Genomic DNA, 20,483 nt, shown 5'->3' with positions numbered 1-20,483 from the left:
ATCATTAAAATTCAAGCCTTATTCCTCCCGAAATGGTGTGGGATTGGCTAATATTCTGCGAATCGGGATCGATTCCGTACGTGTTTGATCGCCATAGCAAGCCTAAATTGCTGGCCATCGCAAATACCTGAATACCTTCAAATGGCAATTTTCCATTTTGCCGATTGGCGATGTGATATGCCAGCCGTACATCCTGCAACCGGATATGGCTCCCGCTGATGGCAAGTATTTCGCTATTCCGGTAAAAATTGTCACGCATCGTATTTGCTGGGTAAACCAGCGACGGCACATCAGTGGTGGCTTCATCCCCCGGCTGCTGCCAGCGCGTCACAAAATCCGGATTGCCCTGATAGGAACCCGAAAACAGCGAAGCGTAGTCGAGTGAATTTCTCCTGAAGAAGTAGCCGAATTTGTAAACAATATTGAACGAAAAAGAAAAAGATTTCCAGTCAAACGTATTGCGCAGACTGCCAAAATGCGTTGGCACAACAGATCCCACGAATAGCAGTTCGCCCAAATCGGTGGAATTGACCAATGCAGAATAATCGGCTGACACATCCTCCCCGATATACCCGCGCGGATTGCCATTTGAAGGATCCAGCCCCGCCCACCTATAAGCGAATAAAGACCGGATCGGCTTGCCTTCCAAGAAGGCCCCACCCATATAGCTATTCAAATTTACTGGCTTTACCAAGTACTCGGTTACTTTATTCCACGTATAGCTGTACATTGCATCCGTACGCCACCTGAGTTTGCCCATAAGGTTTTGCGTATTGAGCGTCAAATCCAATCCGTGCCCAGCCATCGCTGCCGTATTGCCACGGTATGTGCTCCTGCCCGATGAAGAGGGTATTTCGGCATCACCCATTAAATCTTTGCCTATCTTCCAATAATATTCGACGCTTCCGGTGACACGATGGGATTTCAAAAGCGCAAAATCCAGGGCGGTATTGACCATTGTGATGGTTTCCCATTTGAGGTCGGGATTCGGTGGGTTGGTGATGGTCATCGTTGGCTGGCCATATTCATTTACGGGAAAAGCCATTGCCGTGAGAAATGCCGTCACATTCCGGTCTATATTGCCGCTTTTGCCATAGGTAGCACGAAGCTTTACGGAAGGCAGCCAATCCACACCATAGAAGCGCTCATCACTGATTTTCCAAGCAAGCCCGGCAGACCACAGCGGCGTCCATTTCTGGTTAGTAGCTACCCCGAAAAGATTGGACGCATCTCTACGGAAGCTTGCAGACAGGATATAGCGGTTGTCATAGCTATAGCTGGCATTCGCGTAGTAAGACACAAACCTATCGGTCAGGTAAGCCAGATTCTGCGGAGCAGGTATGCGGATGTTTGACCTCCCCGTCACCATGCTAGTGTATGAATTTACGGGGTCTACGATACCCACCGTCTCCCGCTCCTCGTTGTAGCCGTAGAATCGATTGGCAGCCGATTGTGTGACCACGTCGCTCAACTCACCGCCGATGATGCCGCTCACGGAATGAATGCCCCACGCCTTGTCTACATCCAATTGCCCCCGTAGGTGATGGGCGGTGTATTCGTTTGAACGCAAATCCAGTATCCCGCCCAATGGGACAGACCTTGCCACTTGGCCATTCGACGCTATGGATGAAAACTGGTTGATCAGATCACGCGTAAAAAAAGAAGCCTGGCTTCGGTGGTCCCTCCTATTGGATATACCCCGTCCGTACTGATAGCGCAGGCTGGCTTTCAGGAACGAAGTGAGCCGATATTGGGTCGCCACGTTGAATTTCAGGTCAGTTGTTTTGACCGTATTGTCCATGAGACGCAATTCATCCAGCGGGCGATATGTCCAATCCAGCAATCGGCCCTGGCCCACCGTGTCCAGAAACCCTTGGTTATACCGGGCTATCGGCAAGCTGCGCCCGCCAGCGTCCGCCAATTGCGCGTATGGGTAACTGATCGGAACGAACGGATCGTTTTCCTCATCTTTGGCCTGCGTATAGATTACTCCTGTGGTGATTTCCAGTTTATCGCGCAGCAACAAAAACGTGTTGTTGAAATTCAGCGTAAGCCTGTCATACCCATTGCCGACCTTATTGGTCAGGTTCTTATCCCATCCTGCGGATGCATGGTAGCTATGGTGTTGGCTTCCTCCGCTGATAGCAGCGGTGTACTGCTGTGCCACAGCTGTGCGGTCCAAATAGTTGGAAATATCGTTTCTAACATCCAAACCCCGCAGTGCATCTATCATACCCGCCGAATCCTGTGAAGACAGCAGCCCTGCCCGTCTTTGGGCCAATAGCCATACTAGCGGTGACACAGCGGGTTTACTATTGTTGGTAAGCGTGTTGTTGTAATAACCCCGATTGAAAAGGAATAACTCTAAATCGATGAAATCGCCACTGCTTACCTGCATTTGGCTAAATAGATCGGGCTTTGCTGTGGTAGAGACGTTGGTACCGACCGTGACCCTCGGGGCTGCGTTGTACCTGCCGTTTTTGGACGTGATTACGATCACCCCATTCCCCGCCTTTGCCCCCCAAATGGAGGAAGCACCGGCATCTTTCAGCACGGTGACACTTGCTATGTCGTTCGGATTGATGTTTCGCAAGTCGCCGTTGTATTCAAAATTGTCCAGAATAATCAGCGGCTGACCATCTGCGTGGATAGTACTTGGCCCACGGACACTCAATGCTACCGGAGTACCCGATGTCGATCGGTTGAAAAGCAACCCATTGGTGACGCCTTCCAATCTGCTCAACAGATCCGAAGAAAAACTTCGATTGAGCAATTCGTTATCGACATGTACAAAGCTTCCCGTAGACCGTTCCGGCGATAGCTTTTGGTAGCCCGTGGATACCTCCACCTCATCGAGCATATTTTCATTCGGGATAAGCACAATGTGAAATGGCCCGATATTCCCTTCACCAAATTTCTCGTCGGCGGTTCGGTGACCGAGGTAGCTCACCATAAGCGTGCCGGATGGCACCTTTGAATAAAAAGTAAACCGACCGTTGGCGGCACTGATTGTTTTGTCTGACGTGCCTTTGGTGGTAATGGTGGCACCTGCTATCGGCAGGCCAGCCGTGTCAACCACAATGCCCGACAGCACAGGCCCCGAGGGCTCGGGGCGCTGTGAGCGGGCTTCTGCACACATAGTAATCGTTATAGCCAAGAGGCTGATGTATCGTATAAGGGCATAGCTATCCCCTAAGCGTAATTTTTGCTTCATTTAATGTTTGATTTGGGTGTAAGAAATTGTGTTAATTCATTCTCGATACCAATTCAAACGGGATTTTTCGCGATACTTTTAAAAAGATTAGACGTGGAAATCTTCCACGCTTTGGACACCAAATGACCATCATCCCTCCTATCATGGATAGGCTGGATGGGTTTAGATGCGATGGTTCTTTTTGTTTTCATTGGCTTTGACGTTTATCAAAGCCTCACTTTTTTAGGTAGGTTTCAGCCCCCGAAGGAGCCAGACCACTCTTGATTTCCGCACGACGGACCGCGTAGGTCGGCGCTCACAATAGTTTCCTATTGATATTGCTACTATCCTAAGGGAAAATCCCGAAGGAAGTACCGGGAAGGTAAATCGCAAGTGGCCTGGTACCCTATGATTGCTCATAGGGGTATCACCAGACGCTCACTTACCCTCTACCTTACCGTTTTGAATTTCCTACGTTCGTGCGGTTGCGAGGCTCTTTAAGCGAGCATCATCTCAATATTTTTCGAATGACGCTACAAATATATTATTCCATCCATTTATCTCTTAACATATACAATACTAATTCACATAGCAAACATAGGTAAAAATCAATTTATTTCAAAAATTATTTAAATAAATTGATGTATTTATTAAGAAATTGGCTCTAACTATTATTAGCAATACTTTTAAGGGAAAATAGTCACCCTTGAAAGTAGAAGCTCCAGATAATAATTTAGGCCCATATCTCGCTAAAAGATTAAAAAACAAAGACCTAGACAGTACTGATATCAGTGATGCTACTGGCATTGCTATCGCGGGCATCAGAAATATGCGAAATGGCACTGTAAAGTCAATTCTTGCTATTGAATCTTTCAAAATAGCGCTTTTTGTCGGAGACCCAATTGAAGTTTATTTAAAAGAGGTCTACCCGGACTTGACGCTAAAAAATACGGATAAACCAATATCAAAAAATATCAAGCCTGACACCTCGCCTACAGGCAAGTTGATTTTTTCGCTGGAAGACTATAACCTTGATATTCTCGCTCACCGTACCGGAATCAAGCGCGATCGGCTACAGAGGCTTACCAAACTTGGCATTGATAGAATCGAAACCTATGAGCTGGCACTGATTGAAATGGCGGCGGATAAGGAGCCGGGTGAGTTGTTTAAGGTATTGTTTGAAGGGGTGGGCTTGAAAGGAGGCAGATAAAGTTAAACAATGTCTCATTCAGAAACTTTGGAGGCTAAAAAATACTACGCAGACAAGAACCTATCATCATCCCTGAAATTACAGTTGACAGTGAGAAAGTTACGCACGATATTTCAGCTTCGCTTTAATCTTTAAAACAAATTCAACCGGAACAGAGGCGAGGGATGCGATTTTCTCTACGGGAAAATCGGTGTTATTGAGTAAATTCCTCACTACTTCAGACTTACCTTCATTTATACCATCTCGTCTTACCGACTCAAACGCATTCTGCGTATCCCACTTAGCCTTTAAACTTGCTTCGTATGCCATACGTTCCTCCTTTCTTAGTTTTGCTACTTCTGATATCTTAAAAATAAGCTGAAAAATCCGCTTATCCAAAAATGTCGGAATTTTTTTCAGGGTACTCATGTGCTTCAACAGGTACATCCATTTGTCCATGTCGTTAAGCAAATCGCCGCCACTTCTTACAAAATTAGGCAATTCCAAGAACTTAAAACCCAACTTATTGTAAAATAATTTTCCTGAGTTTTTTTCCATCAATGCGATGTCATGGAAGCACCTATCTTGCTCATTTGCATCCATACTAAATTCCAAAATGCCAATAAGGTAAACCTCCGGCAGTTCATAATCGTTTGATTCCTGCCCCTTCTGCAATAGCCGCTGAATAAGCCGGGATACATAGAACAACGCCCTGTCCTTGAAGAAATCCTGCCGAATGCGCTGCATTTCCACAATGAAGTATTCGCCGTTATCCCCACGACAATGCAAATCGAAAATGACGCGTTTGTCCGTACCATCATCTCCGTCATGTTCATTAGGAGCATATTCGAGTTCAGCAATATGCTTCTCCCCCTGAAACAGGTCATTCAGAAACTCTATCAGTATCTCCTTATTGGGTTCCTGTCCGAAAAGATGACGAAAACCCCAATCCGTCAATGGATCGATGAATTTTCCAATGGTAGGTTGTTTTGATTTGGTCATGTGCAAATATAAAACAAAAAAGACAATAAAACTAAAATATTTAGTTTTATTGTCTTTTTTATAAATGTAGACCTTTATTAATGTATAGATCCGCTATCCTTTATAAAAGCAGCGACCGTATTGCGATGTACACCCAAAAGACGGCCGATGCGGCAGCCCTTGCCAAATTATTGTTATTGTCATAGGTACAAAGCAAAATTAGCCGCAGCCAAAGCCAAGCGGGATGCAGAGAAAGGTAAAAAATAAGGGTGAATTTGGAACTAAGCCTGTTAAGGTTTATCTTTGCTATAAAGATAGCGTAAATTATGCGGTTGATTTTGGACAATGTAAGTAAGCGCGATTACCAATGGCTGCTGTCCATGGCTAAGGCGCTCAATTTTAAGGTTACCACCGATTTATCTTCCGAAAATGTCACATTGGATAGTGTTGATGTTTTGTTAAATGAAGATACATCCGATATCCCAACCACTGATTTCATGAAATCGTACGGGCTAACGGATTCCGATGTTGCGGAGTTTAGGCAACGGAAAATCGACTATCAGTCCGGCAAAGACAAACCCGTCGCTTGGGAAACCATCAAAGAGCACTATGGGCTTTTATGAAATCCAGCTTTCGCCAAAAGCGTTGCTGGAACTGGATGAAGCCTTGAATGGTATGAAGAGCAGTTAACTGGACTAGGTGCCAGACTACTCAAAGAAGTCAATAAATACCTTACCACCATAAGTAAAAATCCTAAACTATTCCAAGTCCGTTTTCCCGACGAGATACGGGCGGTACCGCTGAAAGTGTTTCCTTATTTGATTGTGTATTGGATAGACGAATCGAATGTAAAAGTTGTCGTATTATCTGTATTTCATACCAAACGGCATCCTTCCGCCATCTTCTAAGAGAATCATCCAACCCCACCCCTCGAAAGGCAGAACAAATTTGTATTCGAAGAAAAAATAATATGGTAATGACCATTGAACAGAAGATTCTTTATCAAAAAATTGACGAGATCCTATGGACTGAATGGGATCCGATTGGCGTGAATGTATACGAAGAAGCAAGAGATGAATACCATAGTTATGTTCCTCAGATATTCAGCCTAAAAATACATGGAGCGGATGCAGAAGTCATTGCCTCTACCCTTTTCAAGATTGAAACGGGAAGGATGGGCCTGTTAGGCGATATTGAGCATTGCAGGGAAATTGCTGGCAAAATAGTGGGGTTATAATGGGACAATATGCAATCTGCTTTCAACAAACCGTTGAAAAACTCTGTGACTGCAAATAAAAAACATCCGCCGATTGACGGATGATCAATACCAATATACGATAGCAGCAATTATCGCTATTTCTTTTTCTTGTCCAGATCAGCGCGGACTTTCTTGACAAAATCGATGGAGGTTTGGGACGCACGAGCAGCCTGCTCATCATTGAAACCGAAATCTAAAATAAGATTGCTTACAACCTCATAGCTTTTTTGTTCGGCTCCCTTTTCCTCGCCTTGCTTATAAAAAAGATCTTTTTCTACCTTAAAAAATGAAGCTGTCTTTAACATCATTTCCCTCACTTTCTTTGTGTTTGTAAATGTACGCAATTGCGCTAAAAAATATCTCCGATAATCAAAAAGGTAGGGATTGATATCTATTTTGTCTCCAGGGAAGGGATTACAACCCTCATGGATTGACCGAAATCAGATACCTTCTCCAACTTGAGTATAAAAACGGTCTTATATCTATGAATAAACATGAACCGAAAAACAGATTGCCCACTCCCATTGGTTTCCTGTATTTCACAAACGTAATAAAATGAAAGAATCAAAGTATCCTGAAAACCTCCAGTTTAAACTTGAAATCGTAAAGTCTCGGCGAACCATCAAAGAGGTTGCCGAAAAAATCGGTGTAAGCCGAGAGATACTTACCAGAATGGTAAACGGACATTACAAAGGGGTTGAAATCAGCAAAAAACTAAAAATAAAACTGAATATAGTAGATTGACAAGCGCACATCAAAAAACGCAGACACCCGAACGACACAAAAAAGGCACCTACAAACGTAAGTGCCTTTTGCCATCGGGGTGGATAATCGGGCTCGAACCGACGACCCCTAGAACCACAATCTAGTGCTCTAACCAACTGAGCTATACCCACCGTGTTAATGGATTGCAAAGATAATAATCGCCTCACAATCCAACAACAATTTTAAAAAAAACCTTAACCAATTAGACTGACGCTCCGTTTCACGAAGTTAGTAAGCTCATTTCCAGTGAGCAAGCCGCGTGAAAGCAATGCCAAATCAAACGCTTGCTTGGCTAATTGCCGACGTGCCTCTTCATCTTCGTTGGAAAGGATGCGTTTAATCAAGGGGTGATTGCCATTGACGGTCACTTTGTAATTGTCGGGCATTGAGCCATAGAAGTTCATGCCGCCACCCGTCTGTGCCATATCCTTCATCCGGCGCATAAATTCGTCAAGGGTGACCGTCACCGGCAGCTCTTGCTCGTTGAGTGCTTCCACATGTACGTTCATATTGTCCTTACTGATAGCCTGCTCAAACAGCGCCGTTACCGCCTTGCTTTCTTCTTCAGTCAGTTGTAATGTCTTGGATTCCGCTTTTTGGATGAGCTTGTCAATGACGTCTGCATCCACACGCTTCAGCTGGGTCTTTTCGTTTTTCTGCTCTAAATATGCCACGAAATGGCTATCTATTGGCGAATCCAATACCAACACATCATATCCGCTGTCCTTAGCCGTAGCGATATAGCTGTCCTGCTGTGCGGTATCATGCGTATAGAGGTACACCACATTGCCATCTTTGTCTTGCTGGATATCCTTCACCTTCTCGGCGTATTCCTTGAGGGTGTAGATTTCGCCTTCGGTATTTTTCAGTAAACAGAAATCGTTGGCTTTTTCGGCAAATTTTTCATCACTGAGCATTCCATATTTGACGAAAAGGCTAATGTCCTTCCATTTTTCCTCAAACCCTTTCCGGTCTGTTTTGAACAACTCAGCCAACTTATCGGCGACTTTCTTGGTAATGTGGGCATTTATCTTTTTGACGTTGCTATCGGCCTGCAAAAAGCTTCTGGATACGTTCAATGGAATATCCGGTGAGTCGATAACACCGTGCAGCAGCATCAGAAATTCCGGAACAATATCTTTTACTTCATCCGTAATGAACACCTGGCGGGAATAAAGCTTGATCTTATTTTTCTGGAATTCAAAATCGTTTTTGATTTTTGGAAAGTAGAGGATGCCGGTGAGGTTAAACGGGTAATCTACGTTCAGGTGAATCCAAAAAAGTGGCTCGTCGAAGGAGTAAGGATAAAGCTCGCGGTAAAACGCCAAATAGTCTTCGTCCTTTAATTCCGATGGCGATTTCGTCCAGGCTGGTTGGGGATTGTTGATGATGTTGTCTACCTCCACCGATTTATACTTCGTTTTGCCTTCCTCGTCTTCGCCATCGGGCTCGCTGCTGGTGCGGGTGCCGAAACGAATTGGGACTGGCAAAAACTTGCCATATTTCTCCAATATCTCCTGGAGCTTACCCTTGTCTAAAAATTCTTCGGAATCTTTATTGATATACAGGACGATATCAGTACCCCGTTTCGTACGGCTTCCTTCCGAAATCTCATAAGAGGTGGAGCCGTCACAAACCCAACGTGCAGGCTCAGCCCCTTCCTGATAAGATAAGGTCTGAATCTCCACCTTGTCCGCCACCATGAAGGCCGAATAAAAGCCAAGCCCAAAACGCCCGATAATTTCGTTGGCATCCTTGGCTTCCTTAAATTTTTCCACAAACTCCGTGGCACCTGAAAAAGCAATTTGGTTAATATACTTTTTCACTTCTTCGGCAGTCATACCGATGCCATTGTCGGAAATGGTAATCGTCTTGGCTTTTTCATCAAACGCGATATCTATGGTGGTATCGCCAAGCTCCCCGTTATACTGCCCTAGGGAAGCCAATCGTTTGATTTTCTGCGTGGCGTCCACTGCGTTTGACACGAGTTCCCGAAGGAAAATCTCATTGTCTGAATACAGAAACTTTTTGATCACCGGAAAGATATTCTCGGTGTGGATAGAAATGTTGCCCTTTTCGTTCATTTTGACTATTCGTTCGTTTGCCTCTTTTAAACAATATGTGTTCCAATAATACAATACAGTCAGGATGACAGGACAACATGACAACAAAAAAGGGTGTTTGATTGCAAACACCCCCTATACTGTGGCAAAAACCGTTGATCTGCGTTACATGCTGGTCGTAATTACTTTCGGTTTGTCCACGGTGGCCAGCTGCTTGGCTACTTGATTAGCTACCTCGCTAATAGCCTCATAAGCATGATTCCGCTGTTTTTTCCATACTTCTTCATTCAGTTTGCTCAGCTGGCTTTCTAATGGAATAGGTGCTGTTGTCGCTTTGATGCGTTTTCCATAACGATCATTGCGGTACGGTTGGTACGTCAGGTCAGTAAACCAATAGTTCAGTTCACCGTCGTTGTCTTCCACAACCAACTTATAATTGACCGTCCCAGCCACGTAGTTGCCAATCCCTGCATGCTTTTTCATGGGTGCACTGCCCTCACTTTCCAGACGGGTCGCACTCCGGACTATTACCTTATTGCCTTTTGCTTCCAGAAATGCCGATAAATGTGCCTGAACGGCAGAAAAACTTACCTCGCCGGGCAATGTTTCGGAATGATAAACGACAAACTTCCCGCGTTGGTCAACGGCAAATTGGCCATTACTGCGCCCCACATCATCTTTCAATGGATTGCCATGGCCTATGGCGGCACCGGCAATAAACATTACAATTAAATTAACCATAACTCCTCCAATTTAATAAATAAGTAAACTAATAAAATGAATAACTGGCAAGATGACCTCCCAAGACACCCTACCGTTTCTAAGATAAGCAATTGAATCTTCTTTTGGTAATTTTTTTAACAAACGCCGTTCCAAAACCTACGTGCTAACACACCTGTTTGCCAACAACAAGGCCTAACGGGATGTGACACCTGTTAGGCCTTGCCATTCTATCGTATTAATGTAATGAGTTGCTAAAATGCGTATACCAACGCAAGGGAAAATTGCGACGCACTTTTTGTAAGATCTAAATCCATGCTCTTATAAAACATTTCCGTAGAGCCATTGTCAAGCCGGAACTCCGGGATCACGGTTAATGGGCCTGCCTTCACGTTAGCAGACAGCGTCAATCCAAGTACCGATTCATCTCCCGGCGTAAAGGCCCACCCCGTCTCTTTCTCCTTGTAATATTCACCCCTCGCTCCAAGGGCAAATGCATCCGAAAATCCGTATTGCACATAGAGCGCTCCGCCCGAGTATCCCCCATCGGAATCGCCAAAATCAGAAAAGTCAGCGGCATTCAACCCTACCTTGAAGGCATCGGTAACTTGATAGGCCGTAGTAAGATCGATAATCGTCCCGGTACTGCCCGTGAGAAAATTGATGTAAGCATCCCAGCCATCTACGGGCGACAGTGATAATTGGGCACCAAAATCGGATACGCCGTCAAAATCCTGGTAAGCATTCCAATCATTGAATAATCCCACCATCAACCCCACTTTATCCGAAAAGGCATATTGGGCCTTGATTCCGGCGTTTTGGAACGGACCTGCTGAAAACAGGTAGGATGTAGAATAGTTGAAATTCCCCGTGGGCGAAATAATCTCATAGCCAACAAAAGTACCCATGTATCCCGCAGTCATGGAAAATTTTTCACTGAAGGCATAGCTCATGTAAAGGTTTTGGATGTGGAATGAATTGCCGTCACCGGAAGGAACGATGGATTGATACTGCCCACGTGGCCCAAAAGACACATCACCGACAAACGATGCCTTTCCTACGGTCTTGCCTAATATGACGTTGACCATACCCAAAGAAACAGAGTTTTGTTCATTGGCAAACGAGGTGGGAATATTGCCCAATCCATCGTCATTTCGGTATCCCGAAAAGTCATATTTGTAATAGGCATCCACAGATCCAGAGATGGTCAACGATTCATCTTGTGCTGATGCAATAAAATAACACAAAGACATGCTTCCTACGATAAAAAATTTTTTCATTTTTGTAATGGTTTTGCTTGTTCTTAAGCATAGTTTTCCAGGCCAACTTAAGAAAGCGGTGAAACAATTGGCTTGGGGTAACGTGGTGCTGTAACACACCACGTTATTCCCGAACCTGTTAGTTAAAAAAGTAATCTACGATAGCGTTGTAGAAGAAGTTTATTTACTGGTTTATTAATATTAGTCTTCCATCAAAATGGTGTAGCCACGGATACCGTGTTCTTCACTGTCAAGACCGTGTTTTTCCATTTCAGGGCTTACTCGAAGACCCATTGTAACTTTGAGGATGGAAAAGATAATAAATGCACCAACGGCAGCCGCGGCGCCACAAGCCAACACGCCGTAAAGCTGGGGCATAAAGGATGCGCCCTCTCCAAATATGCCTGTTGCCAACGTACCCCATACACCGCACACCAAGTGGACAGAAACTGCGCCCACACAATCATCAAGTTTGAGCTTGTCAAGGGTAAGCACAGAAAACACCACTAAAATGCCGGCAACACCACCAATAATCAGTGCTTCAAACGGGGTAATGATGTCGGCACTCGCCGTAATCCCCACTAAGCCTGCCAATATACCATTCAGCACCATTCCGAAATCGATGCGCTTCATCACAATCATGCTGGTAAAATGCCCACCTATCGCACCTCCGCATGCACCCAGCGTCGTCGTCGTCAACACCAATGAAACCAATCCCGGATCCGCAGACAATACCGAACCACCATTAAACCCAAACCACCCTAACCAGAGTAAAAATACCCCAATGGTTGCCAACGGAACGGATGACCCTGCAATCTCACTGGTTTTGCCATTTTCATATTTTCCGATACGGGGGCCTAGCAACCAAATACCAATCAACGCGCCCCAGCCACCAACGGAATGCACCAATGTGGATCCCGCAAAATCAACAAAGCCCAATTCATCTAAAAACCCACCGCCCCATTTCCAACTTCCTATGATTGGATATACAAGACTCACAAAAATCAGTGTGAATGTAAGGTACGCACTTAATTTAATCCGCTCAGCCACAGCACCGGAAACAATCGTCGCACAAGTAGCTGCAAACATGGCCTGAAAAACAAAATCGGTCCAGAACGTATAACCGCCATCGGCATATCCAGCGCTCACATCAGCAGAACCTGGTGCAAACCAGATAATATTCCAACTCTCCATACTAAAACCAAGGAAACCATTGAAATCTCCCGGATACATTAATGCAAAACCGACAAGTGCGTAAGTGACAATACCGAGAACAGGGGTTAAGGTATTTTTGAATAAAATATTGACTGTGTTCTTTGCCTGAGTGAAGCCAGCCTCCACACTCGCAAAGCCCAAATGCATGATAAATACCAACGCTGCTGCTAACATCATCCAAATATTGTTTGCGGTTAACAATACATCGGTAACTGATGGCCCTTCCACAGTTGCCTCCTGCATTACAGACAACAACGGAAATGCCATTCCTGCACTGAACACATCACTTAAGCAGGATAAATTTGTCATAAAAATCTCCATAATGTTTTAAAATTAGTTCAGAAAATACGGTTAAGATTACAAAACAATTAACTTATATCACAAATATGTACAAATTTTTCATTAAAACAAGTCTCAAATTAGTTTTTTTTCAAAAAATAAATTTTTTTTTGACGTTTTTCTATTTTTTATATGCAAAAAACGAAAGTAAGCATGCTTTTTATCCAAATCAGACATAAATTAACCATTGTTTATCGGATATTAACACAAAAACTAAAATATAAACACTGTTTAAACATAAAAAAAGCCCGGCAATTAAATTACCGGGCTTCAAAAAATAATTAAAAACAGATTGATTATTCGCCTAAAATAGCTCCTATTGTATCCTCATAAACCTGTTGGGCGTGGGCAACGGTGTCATACAATTCCCCATCCACCACAAAGCCATTTTTCGTTACTGCGCCCAATAATGAAAATTCCGTTCCGCTTGCTGCCAGTAATTCCACAAAGGCTTCCTGGGCTTCCGGCTTCACAGAGACCACGATTCTTCCCTGGGCTTCACCAAACAGAAACGCATCCTTACGTATTTCACTATCGGTGTCAATGGCGAACCCCACATCGCCAGCCATCGCAGACTCGGCTAAGGCCACGTACAATCCGCCGTCTGATACGTCATGTGCCGATACAATGAGCTGTTCATGGATAAGGTGCTTAATGATCTGATGTGTTGCATACTCCTCATCCAAATCAAAATAAGGGGCTGGTGAAGCTTTCACACCATGGAACGATGCCAAGTACTGTGATGAAGCGATATCATTCCTCGATTCACCAATTAAGTAAATATAATCCCCTTCTGCCTTGAAATCCAGCGTCATCAGATTGGCTGCATCGGCCAACACCCCGAGCATCCCGATAGTAGGCGTAGGGAACACCGAGCCGCCATCGGGCGATTGGTTGTAGAAGCTTACATTTCCGCCGGTCACTGGCGTTTGGAATTTGAGGCAGGCTTCCCCCATTCCCTTGATTGCGTGCACAAACTGCCAGTATACTTCGGGAATGTATGGATTGCCAAAATTGAGGCAGTTGGTAATGGCCGAAGGTTCGCCCCCGGCACAGGTGATGTTGCGCGCAGCCTCGGCAACGGCAATGGCACACCCCTTCTGCGGATCGGCATTGACATAGCGTGAGTTGCAATCAACAGTCAGCGCTATCGCTTTACTGGTACCTTTTATGGATACCACAGCTGCGTCACTCGGCCGGTTGGTTGTCATCGTTGCTGTACCTACCATGGAGTCGTACTGCTTAGTAACCCACCGCTTGGAAGCAATATTGGGATGCGACAGTAAGTGTTGTGCTACCTCCCGGAGATCTTCCGGCTCGGCAATGGTTTCCATCTTGAATTGCTGGTACTCGGCAAAATAGGCGGGTTCCTTATATTCCCGGTGGTAGACGGGAGCGCCACCACCCAGTACCAGATCGTTGGCGGGCACATCCGCTACCAACTCACCGTGCATGTAATATTCCAATCGTTGCGTATCGGTCACTTCGCCGATAATGGCGCAATTCAAATCCCACTTATCGAATACAGCCTCCACATCCGCTTCCCGCCCTTTTTGTACCACAATAAGCATGCGTTCTTGCGACTCAGACAACAGGATTTCATAGGGTTTCATATGGGCCTGCCGGGTGGGCACTTTGTCCAAATCGATGCGCATGCCATGCTCACCTTTGGCAGACATTTCCGAATTGGAACAAATGATTCCGGCTGCGCCCATATCTTGCATGCCGATGACGGCGCCGGTCTGGATGACCTCAAGCGTGGCCTCCAATAGTAATTTTTCCTGGAACGGATCGCCTACCTGTACCGCAGGCAAATCGTTCACGGAATCTTCGGTGATATCTTTGGACGCAAAAGCAGCTCCATGGATACCGTCCTTGCCAGTGGCTGATCCGACGATATAAACCGGATTGCCCACACCATAGGAGGTTGCTGATACCGTTTCCCCGGCTTTTACGATGCCAGCCGACATGGCATTCACCAGTGGGTTTACCTGGTAGCATTCATCAAAAAAAACTTCACCCCCAACTGTAGGGATACCAAACGCATTGCCGTAATCGCCGATACCCTTGACGACTCCTTTTATTAACCATTGTGTACGTGGATGGTTGATGTTCCCAAAACGCAGGGAATTGAGTTGCGCAATCGGGCGGGCTCCCATGGTGAAGATATCCCTATTGATACCGCCGACACCGGTCGCCGCGCCTTGATAAGGTTCCAAAGCGGAAGGGTGATTGTGCGATTCAATTTTGAAGGCACAGCCAAGACCGTCACCAATGTCTACCAAGCCAGCATTTTCTTCACCGGCCTTCGCCAGCATGTGCGGCCCTTCTTTAGGCAACGTTTTCAGCCAAACGATGGAATTTTTATACGAGCAGTGTTCGCTCCACATCACCGAAAAAATCGACAATTCAGTGAAATTGGGTGTCCGTCCTAAAATTTCGGTTATCCGGTCAAACTCTTCGGGCAAAAGGCCCAATTCGATTGCTGTTTCTACGGTGGTCAATTCTTGTGTTTCCAAGATGAATGATTAAATGATAAGCACTATATATTTTCCACAAAAATAAGGATAAGATTTGAGATGTGGGATAGGAGATGGAAGACCGCCTGTCACAGATGATGCCCATAAGTGGGAAGATTATGAGAAAAGTCCTATTTTTACGCGCAAAGCATAAACAATGAAGCGAATCCTTTCAATAGACGGCGGCGGAATCCGCGGAATTATTCCGGGTATGTTGTTGGCCGCTTTAGAACGGAGATTGAAACGGATAAGCGATAATCCTGATGCAGCGATCGTAGATTTTTTTGATTTTTTTGCGGGTACCAGCACGGGTGGCATCCTTATCTGTTTGCTATTATGCCCGGATGATCAAAATCCTTCCCGCCCAAAATTCTCTGCGAAAGAGGCATTAGATATTTATGTGACTCACGGCAGCGATATTTTCAAGGCCGGGTTTTTCCGTCGGCTGATGGCCCGATTTGGGTTGTTGAGTGAGCGGTATCCAAGCACGGCATTGGAGCATGTCCTGGAAGCCTATTTCGGCGACACCAAACTGAGCGAGCTTCTCAAACCTTGCATCGTCACGGCTTACAACATCGAACTCCGTAAAACACACTTTTTCAGGCAGCAGACCGCCATTGTACGTGGCGATCCACGCGATTTCTACTTGCGTGATGTTTGCAGGGCAACTTCCGCTGCGCCCACTTATTTCAGCGTAGCTGAGACCTATTCAATGAGTGGCACGCGCTACCCGTTGCTGGATGGCGGAGTGTTTGCCCCCAACCCTTCGATGAGTGCGCTGGTGGAAGTAACGCAGGCATTCAACGAAACCAAAATCAATGACATCTCGATTTTGTCGTTGGGTACCGGACGGTCAAGGAAAGCGTATGATTATGAACACTTCAAAAAAAGCCGTGCGATAGCCATCGGACCGGCCTTGATTGACATCATGATGAGCGGCGCTGCCGAAAGCAGCGACTTTTTCTTACAGCAATTGTATAAATCTGCGGGCAAGGCCAATCAATATATCCGGATAGAACCCGCCAACCTGCATAGCATACGCGAGGAACTGGATGCTGCAAGCCATAGCAATATCCAGAAGTTAATCGCTTTGGGTGATAGGATGGTCAGTGAAAATGACGATTTACTCAACACGTTAGCCGCGCAATTGGTCAACGAAAGAGCGCATTCACAACCTAAAAGCCCCTGGCGGTTTTTGTCTGTCAAAAGCTGAAGTCTAAAATCTAAAATCACAACCGATGGAACAAAAAACAATAGCACTCATCGCACACGACGGCAAAAAACCGGAAATGGTCGGATTTGTAAAAGACCATATTGCGTTGTTGCGTAGTGCAAAACTGGTGGCTACGGGCACCACGGGATCCTATATCAGGCAGACCGGATTGGACGTCGAGCTGAAACTCAGCGGCCCGAAAGGCGGCGATGCGCAAATTGCCGCGCTGGCTGCTGAAGGCAAAGTCGATGCCATCATCTTCTTTCGCGACCCGCTGGGAAAGCATGCCCACGAACCAGACATCCAAATGCTGATGCGGGTGTGCGACGTATACAACGTACCGCTGGCAACCAACCCCGCGACAGGTGAACTGATTCTAAAGGGGATACTTTAAAATTCCGTGCTTTTTAACTAAGTTTGCAGCTTCCATCAACCCAATTGGTATGGTAAAAACGGATAATGGCATTGCATATTCCCCTTTCCGCCACATTACGCGTGAGGAATGGAAAGAACTTAATGGCCATCCAGCTTATTCCATTGTCGATGCGGATATCCGCAAGCTCAACGCGTTGAATGAGCCATTGACCATGCAGGAAATCGAAGATGTTTATTTCCCGTTAAGCCATTTATTGCAGATACATATCGATAGTTACCGGCTTTTGCACCAAAAAGCCACGTCGTTTTTTAATAACTACAGCAAACGACTGCCCTTTATTATCGGAATCGCGGGAAGTGTGGCAGCAGGCAAAAGTACCACAGCAAGGGTATTACAAAAGGTGTTGTCGCTTTCTTCAGGGAATCCAAAGGTCGATCTGGTCACCACGGATGGATTCCTGCATCCCAATCGTTATTTGGAGTCCAAAGGCATACTTAATCGCAAAGGATTCCCCGAAAGCTATGACACCAGGCGGTTGCTCGGTTTCTTATCTGACATCAAATCCGGCAAAGAATTGGTGTCGGCTCCTGTATATTCCCACCTAGCCTATGACATCCTGCCGGATGAACAGCAATGGATAGCCCAACCCGATGTGTTGATTGTGGAAGGAATCAATGTGCTTCAGGTCAATGTAAAAGGCAAACGCCGTGGTCCACGGGTCTTCGTGTCGGATTTTTTTGACTATGCCATTTATGTAGATGCCGATTCGGATGATTTGCTGGAATGGTATATCCAACGGTTTAAATGGCTACGCAAAACTGCATTTCAAAACCCGGATTCTTACTTTCACCGCTATGCGGATTTAAGCGAGGAACAATGCATCACCGTAGCGGCTAATATTTGGAATGAAATCAATAAGCCAAACCTCCTGAAAAACATCCTGCCTACCCGGCTTCGGGCAGATCTCATCCTGGAAAAAGGCAACCACCACTTTGTGAAAAGCGTAAAAATCAGGAAAGTGTAATCTCAATTTTTTGGCTTTGATGCTTGTTCGGCATCGTACGCAATCAAGCGTTGATAGACATCATTGCGTACCCTCCTCCTGACGTCAGCGTCCCGTTTGGTCGTAAAAAATTGCAGCTTATATTTAACCACGTCTTTCCCTACACCGACGACTTTAAACTGGAAGCTCCCCGTTACAATAGCGCCACCATACTGTTTCACTACCGTTTCAAGGCTGTTTTTCAATGCTTCCTGATCATAGGAATGCGCCAATGGCAACTCAAAATCCACGGTCAGCTTTTTGGAGTTTTGCAAAGACTGGTTAATGATATTGGCCGTAAAAGCCGTATTGTTGGGTATTAAGACGACATCATCATCCTCGTTTTTCACCATGATATTGGCCAGTGTGATGTCTACAATCTTTCCTTTATGCTCCCCTATCCGCACATTATCCCCAACGGTAAACTGGTCGGAAAACATAATCAGCAATCCGCTAATCATATTCGTGATGTAATCCCTGAACAACAGCGCAATGGCCATGGCGACAATCGTGATACTGGTCAAAAACTCCCTTGGGTTGATGCCAAACACCAGCATCAATCCGATAATGACAAATGCAACGTTCAGCAACGTCGCAATTTGGTTGATTCCCAGCACATAGTTACCCCTTATCCGATCGTTTTTGATGTTGCGCCGTTTGTACAGCGCGATAAAAATAAACCGACCAATGGAAATGAGCACGCTGCCTGTGAGAAAGGTATTGAGGCCATAAGCAAATTGGCGTACACGCGGATGGTCGCCGTACCATGCTTCTGCTGTGGCAAATGAATAGGCAATCACGACCCATAGCACGACCTTGAAAAGAAAAAAGAGCCGATCCCTGATGGCCCGTTGTTTCATGATGTCAGTTGCCGCAGCCATGGCCATAAAAATAAAGAATTCTTATCAAACAGACGATGTCCTTTCATAGTACATGAAGGTATAACCATAAGCGTGGCGCTCGTCAGGCTCATGCCTTTCCGCGGATACCAACGCCCAATCGGGCTTATCCAACTCCGGGAAGTACGCATCCCCTGCCAGCGTAGCATGTACACGGGTAAGGTAGATACGGTCCGTGACGGGCAAGGCCTGTCTGTATATTTCAGCACCGCCCACAATAAAAACTTCCCCGTCACCTGTACACCGCTGCAGTGCTTCGTCAAGCGAATGGACTACTTCTGCTCCCTTGAGGACATATTCCGGCTGACGCGTGATGACAATATTGCGGCGGTTTGGCAAGGGCTTCCCCACCGATTCGTAGGTCTTGCGACCCATGATCACGGTATGCCCGGAGGTCGTTTGCTTGAAAAAACGTAGGTCATTGGGCAAATGCCAAAGCAATTCGTTGCCTTTGCCGATAGCATTGTTTTCTGCGGCCGCTACAATAGCTGAAATAATGGGTTTATCCATGTCCGTAGTGACTGACTAAGCTTACACCGCCACCGGTGCTTTGATATGCGGATAAGGATTGTAGTTCGTCAATTGGAAATCATCGTATTTAAAAGCAAAAATATCAGTGACTTCCGGGTTAAGTTCCATCGTAGGCAATGGCCTCGGATCCCGGCTCAATTGCAAGGCCACTTGTTCAAAATGATTGCTATAAAGATGGGCATCGCCAAAGGTATGGACAAACTCCGCAGCCTCCATATCACAGACCTGTGCCACCATCTGGGTCAGGAGCGCATACGAAGCAATGTTAAACGGGACGCCAAGGAAAATATCCGCACTGCGCTGATACAATTGACAGGAAAGCTGCGGCTTATGCCGTCCTTCCCCGGGGTTTGCCGATGTCACGTAAAATTGGAAAAAGGCATGGCATGGCGGCAGGGCCATGTGTTCGATTTCAGCTACGTTCCAGGCAGATACGATAATACGGCGCGAATCAGGATTGGTCTTCAGTTGGTGGATGACCTTTTTGATTTGATCAATATGGCCCCCGTCAGGTGTCGGCCATGAGCGCCATTGCGAACCATAAACAGGCCCAAGGTTGCCCTGTTCGTCTGCCCACTCGTCCCAGATGCTCACCCCGTTTTCTTTCAAGTAATGGGTATTGGTGTCGCCCCGTAGAAACCAAATCAGCTCATGGATGATCGACCGCAGGTGTACCTTTTTTGTGGTGACCAACGGAAATCCTGCTTTGAGATCAAAACGCATCTGATAGCCAAAAACGCTGCGCGTACCCGTGCCCGTACGGTCGTGCTTATCCACGCCATTCTCATAAACATGGCGCATTAAATCGAGGTATTGCTTCATGGTAACGTATTGCTTTGCGGGAGTAAAGATAAGGAGATTAAATGACAAAAAACCTGCTGGAAGAAATCTCCAGCAGGCCTGTAAACATATTAACCTAAT

The 20,483-nt window shown here is 45.7% G+C and carries 19 protein-coding genes, 1 tRNA gene and 1 pseudogene; 8 read left to right on the top strand and 13 right to left on the bottom strand.

Annotated features, from left to right (window positions below; genetic code table 11):
* Positions 1–4: 4 nt before the first annotated feature.
* On the bottom strand, positions 5–3,214 hold the full coding sequence (locus BMW65_RS10045) for a SusC/RagA family TonB-linked outer membrane protein (RefSeq protein WP_090605016.1): 3,210 nt from the start codon (positions 3,212–3,214) through the stop codon (positions 5–7).
* Positions 3,215–3,267: 53 nt separating this feature from the next.
* Positions 3,268–3,405 (bottom strand): hypothetical protein, encoded by a 138-nt coding sequence (locus BMW65_RS24145; protein ID WP_177181074.1) that lies wholly within the window; start codon positions 3,403–3,405, stop codon positions 3,268–3,270.
* A 494-nt stretch (positions 3,406–3,899) separates the two neighbouring features.
* Here BMW65_RS24145 and BMW65_RS10040 point away from each other — a divergent pair, with 494 nt between their 5' ends.
* On the top strand, positions 3,900–4,403 hold the full coding sequence (locus tag BMW65_RS10040; RefSeq protein WP_090605014.1) for a hypothetical protein: 504 nt from the start codon (positions 3,900–3,902) through the stop codon (positions 4,401–4,403).
* Positions 4,404–4,502: 99 nt separating this feature from the next.
* Here the strand turns inward: BMW65_RS10040 and BMW65_RS10035 are convergent, their stop codons facing one another.
* Positions 4,503–5,384: an Rpn family recombination-promoting nuclease/putative transposase gene (locus tag BMW65_RS10035; protein ID WP_090605013.1), complete on the bottom strand. Its 882-nt coding sequence runs from the start codon at positions 5,382–5,384 to the stop codon at positions 4,503–4,505.
* A gap of 305 nt (positions 5,385–5,689) precedes the next feature.
* On the opposite strand from BMW65_RS10035, the gene BMW65_RS10030 reads away from it, so the two are divergent.
* The 3 genes and pseudogenes from BMW65_RS10030 to BMW65_RS10020 all read left to right on the top strand — a co-directional run bounded on the left by BMW65_RS10030 (position 5,690) and on the right by BMW65_RS10020 (position 6,600).
* Positions 5,690–5,986: a hypothetical protein gene (locus tag BMW65_RS10030; RefSeq protein WP_090605012.1), complete on the top strand. Its 297-nt coding sequence runs from the start codon at positions 5,690–5,692 to the stop codon at positions 5,984–5,986.
* A gap of 87 nt (positions 5,987–6,073) precedes the next feature.
* Positions 6,074–6,271 (top strand): annotated as a pseudogene (locus BMW65_RS24845) (type II toxin-antitoxin system RelE/ParE family toxin); the annotation flags it as partial.
* Between the two features lie 68 nt (positions 6,272–6,339).
* Positions 6,340–6,600 (top strand): hypothetical protein, encoded by a 261-nt coding sequence (locus BMW65_RS10020; protein ID WP_218145380.1) that lies wholly within the window; start codon positions 6,340–6,342, stop codon positions 6,598–6,600.
* Positions 6,601–6,716: 116 nt separating this feature from the next.
* On the opposite strand, the gene BMW65_RS10015 is transcribed toward BMW65_RS10020, so the two are convergent.
* A complete protein-coding gene (locus BMW65_RS10015; RefSeq protein ID WP_143053855.1) occupies positions 6,717–6,929 on the bottom strand; it encodes a hypothetical protein in 213 nt (70 codons plus the stop codon).
* Positions 6,930–7,176: 247 nt separating this feature from the next.
* Here BMW65_RS10015 and BMW65_RS10010 point away from each other — a divergent pair, with 247 nt between their 5' ends.
* Positions 7,177–7,365: a hypothetical protein gene (locus tag BMW65_RS10010; RefSeq protein WP_090605008.1), complete on the top strand. Its 189-nt coding sequence runs from the start codon at positions 7,177–7,179 to the stop codon at positions 7,363–7,365.
* 78 nt (positions 7,366–7,443) lie between these two features.
* Here the strand turns inward: BMW65_RS10010 and BMW65_RS10005 are convergent.
* From BMW65_RS10005 to purL, 6 genes are all read right to left on the bottom strand, one after another.
* Positions 7,444–7,517, bottom strand: a tRNA-His gene (locus tag BMW65_RS10005).
* Positions 7,518–7,580: 63 nt separating this feature from the next.
* Complete coding sequence (gene htpG / locus BMW65_RS10000; protein WP_090605007.1) at positions 7,581–9,470, bottom strand: molecular chaperone HtpG; 1,890 nt, start codon at positions 9,468–9,470, stop codon at positions 7,581–7,583.
* Positions 9,471–9,614: 144 nt separating this feature from the next.
* The gene (locus BMW65_RS09995) at positions 9,615–10,190 is read right to left on the bottom strand and encodes a hypothetical protein (RefSeq protein ID WP_143053854.1); all 576 of its coding nucleotides are present in this window, start codon (positions 10,188–10,190) and stop codon (positions 9,615–9,617) included.
* 233 nt (positions 10,191–10,423) lie between these two features.
* Entirely contained in the window at positions 10,424–11,449 is a 1,026-nt protein-coding gene (locus BMW65_RS09990) for an outer membrane beta-barrel protein (protein ID WP_090605005.1), read from the bottom strand.
* Between the two features lie 180 nt (positions 11,450–11,629).
* Positions 11,630–12,964, bottom strand: coding sequence for an ammonium transporter (locus BMW65_RS09985; protein WP_245747592.1), 1,335 nt, complete (start codon positions 12,962–12,964; stop codon positions 11,630–11,632).
* A 314-nt stretch (positions 12,965–13,278) separates the two neighbouring features.
* Positions 13,279–15,501 carry a phosphoribosylformylglycinamidine synthase subunit PurL gene (gene purL, locus BMW65_RS09980; protein ID WP_090605004.1) on the bottom strand — a complete coding sequence of 741 codons (2,223 nt, stop codon included), beginning with the start codon at positions 15,499–15,501 and terminating at the stop codon, positions 13,279–13,281.
* A gap of 157 nt (positions 15,502–15,658) precedes the next feature.
* Here purL and BMW65_RS09975 point away from each other — a divergent pair, with 157 nt between their 5' ends.
* From BMW65_RS09975 to coaA, 3 genes are read left to right on the top strand one after another with little or no spacing between them, the layout of a single operon-like run.
* Positions 15,659–16,714 (top strand): patatin-like phospholipase family protein, encoded by a 1,056-nt coding sequence (locus BMW65_RS09975; protein WP_090605003.1) that lies wholly within the window; start codon positions 15,659–15,661, stop codon positions 16,712–16,714.
* Positions 16,715–16,739: 25 nt separating this feature from the next.
* The gene (locus BMW65_RS09970; protein WP_090605002.1) at positions 16,740–17,108 is read left to right on the top strand and encodes a methylglyoxal synthase; all 369 of its coding nucleotides are present in this window, start codon (positions 16,740–16,742) and stop codon (positions 17,106–17,108) included.
* A 49-nt stretch (positions 17,109–17,157) separates the two neighbouring features.
* A complete protein-coding gene (coaA, locus tag BMW65_RS09965) occupies positions 17,158–18,114 on the top strand; it encodes a type I pantothenate kinase (RefSeq protein WP_090605001.1) in 957 nt (318 codons plus the stop codon).
* A 2-nt stretch (positions 18,115–18,116) separates the two neighbouring features.
* Here the strand turns inward: coaA and BMW65_RS09960 are convergent, their stop codons facing one another.
* From BMW65_RS09960 to BMW65_RS09950, 3 genes are read right to left on the bottom strand one after another with little or no spacing between them, the layout of a single operon-like run.
* Entirely contained in the window at positions 18,117–19,013 is an 897-nt protein-coding gene (locus BMW65_RS09960; protein WP_177181073.1) for a mechanosensitive ion channel family protein, read from the bottom strand.
* Between the two features lie 24 nt (positions 19,014–19,037).
* Positions 19,038–19,541: a dihydrofolate reductase gene (locus tag BMW65_RS09955; protein ID WP_090604997.1), complete on the bottom strand. Its 504-nt coding sequence runs from the start codon at positions 19,539–19,541 to the stop codon at positions 19,038–19,040.
* A 21-nt stretch (positions 19,542–19,562) separates the two neighbouring features.
* Positions 19,563–20,384 (bottom strand): thymidylate synthase, encoded by an 822-nt coding sequence (locus BMW65_RS09950; RefSeq protein WP_090604996.1) that lies wholly within the window; start codon positions 20,382–20,384, stop codon positions 19,563–19,565.
* Between the last annotated feature and the right edge of the window lie 99 nt (positions 20,385–20,483).

Origin of the sequence: Parapedobacter koreensis (genome assembly GCF_900109365.1) — a bacterium.
Taxonomy (GTDB): domain Bacteria; phylum Bacteroidota; class Bacteroidia; order Sphingobacteriales; family Sphingobacteriaceae; genus Parapedobacter; species Parapedobacter koreensis.
Note: the sequence above shows the minus strand (reverse complement) of the source record. Positions and strands in the feature narration are given on the sequence as shown.